This window comes from uncultured Aquimarina sp., assembly GCF_947495315.1.
Lineage (GTDB): Bacteria > Bacteroidota > Bacteroidia > Flavobacteriales > Flavobacteriaceae > Aquimarina.
Genome location: NZ_CANLYD010000045.1, coordinates 1 through 604, shown reverse-complemented (window position 1 = coordinate 604; position 604 = coordinate 1). Strand labels below are relative to the sequence as shown.

1 protein-coding gene is annotated in these 604 nt (G+C 39.4%); it reads right to left on the bottom strand.

The genetic code is table 11. The annotated features are described in order from the left end of the window. The coding region (locus Q0910_RS28520) for a RagB/SusD family nutrient uptake outer membrane protein (protein WP_299224243.1) at window positions 1-604 on the bottom strand (604 nt) is incomplete at both ends.

Here is a 604-nt window from a genome sequence, read left to right as displayed (position 1 = left end):
GCTAAATAAGAGTGGGCTGCAGATTTAGCAGGTATCGATCTGGCTGCTTGGTTCTCTGGCAACCAAGTTTTAGCAAACTCAAAATCGGCAATAATATTTTCATACACATCAGCAGCTGCAGTTTTACTAATTGTACTTGCTGCTTCTAAATCAGTTACTGGCGTATCTAAATAAGGAATATCTCCAAATTGTCTTACCAAATGAAAATAAGCAAACCCTCTTGCAAAATAGGCTAGGGCAGTAACAGGATTTTTTATCTCATCTGCTACATTTACTTCTTCTGCGCCAGCAATTGCCTGATTCGCGGCAGCTATCATTTGATAAACTCTAAGCCAGTACCCATCAATCATTCCATTATCAGCAGGAACATTAAATTGATCGTGTTCAATTCTTCTTGTGGCTGTTGTTGGATCTCCAATAGCGACCATGTCGCCACGTAGCATTAATGTTAAAGACATTTTTCTCCCCCAAAAATCTTCATGAGTCATATGCCCATAAGCGCCATTTGCTGCTGTCTGTATATCATTGACGTTGTTAAAAAAACCATCAGGAGCTAATAGCCCTATTGGTTCTTCCTCTAGGTCAGAACATCCTATTATTGATA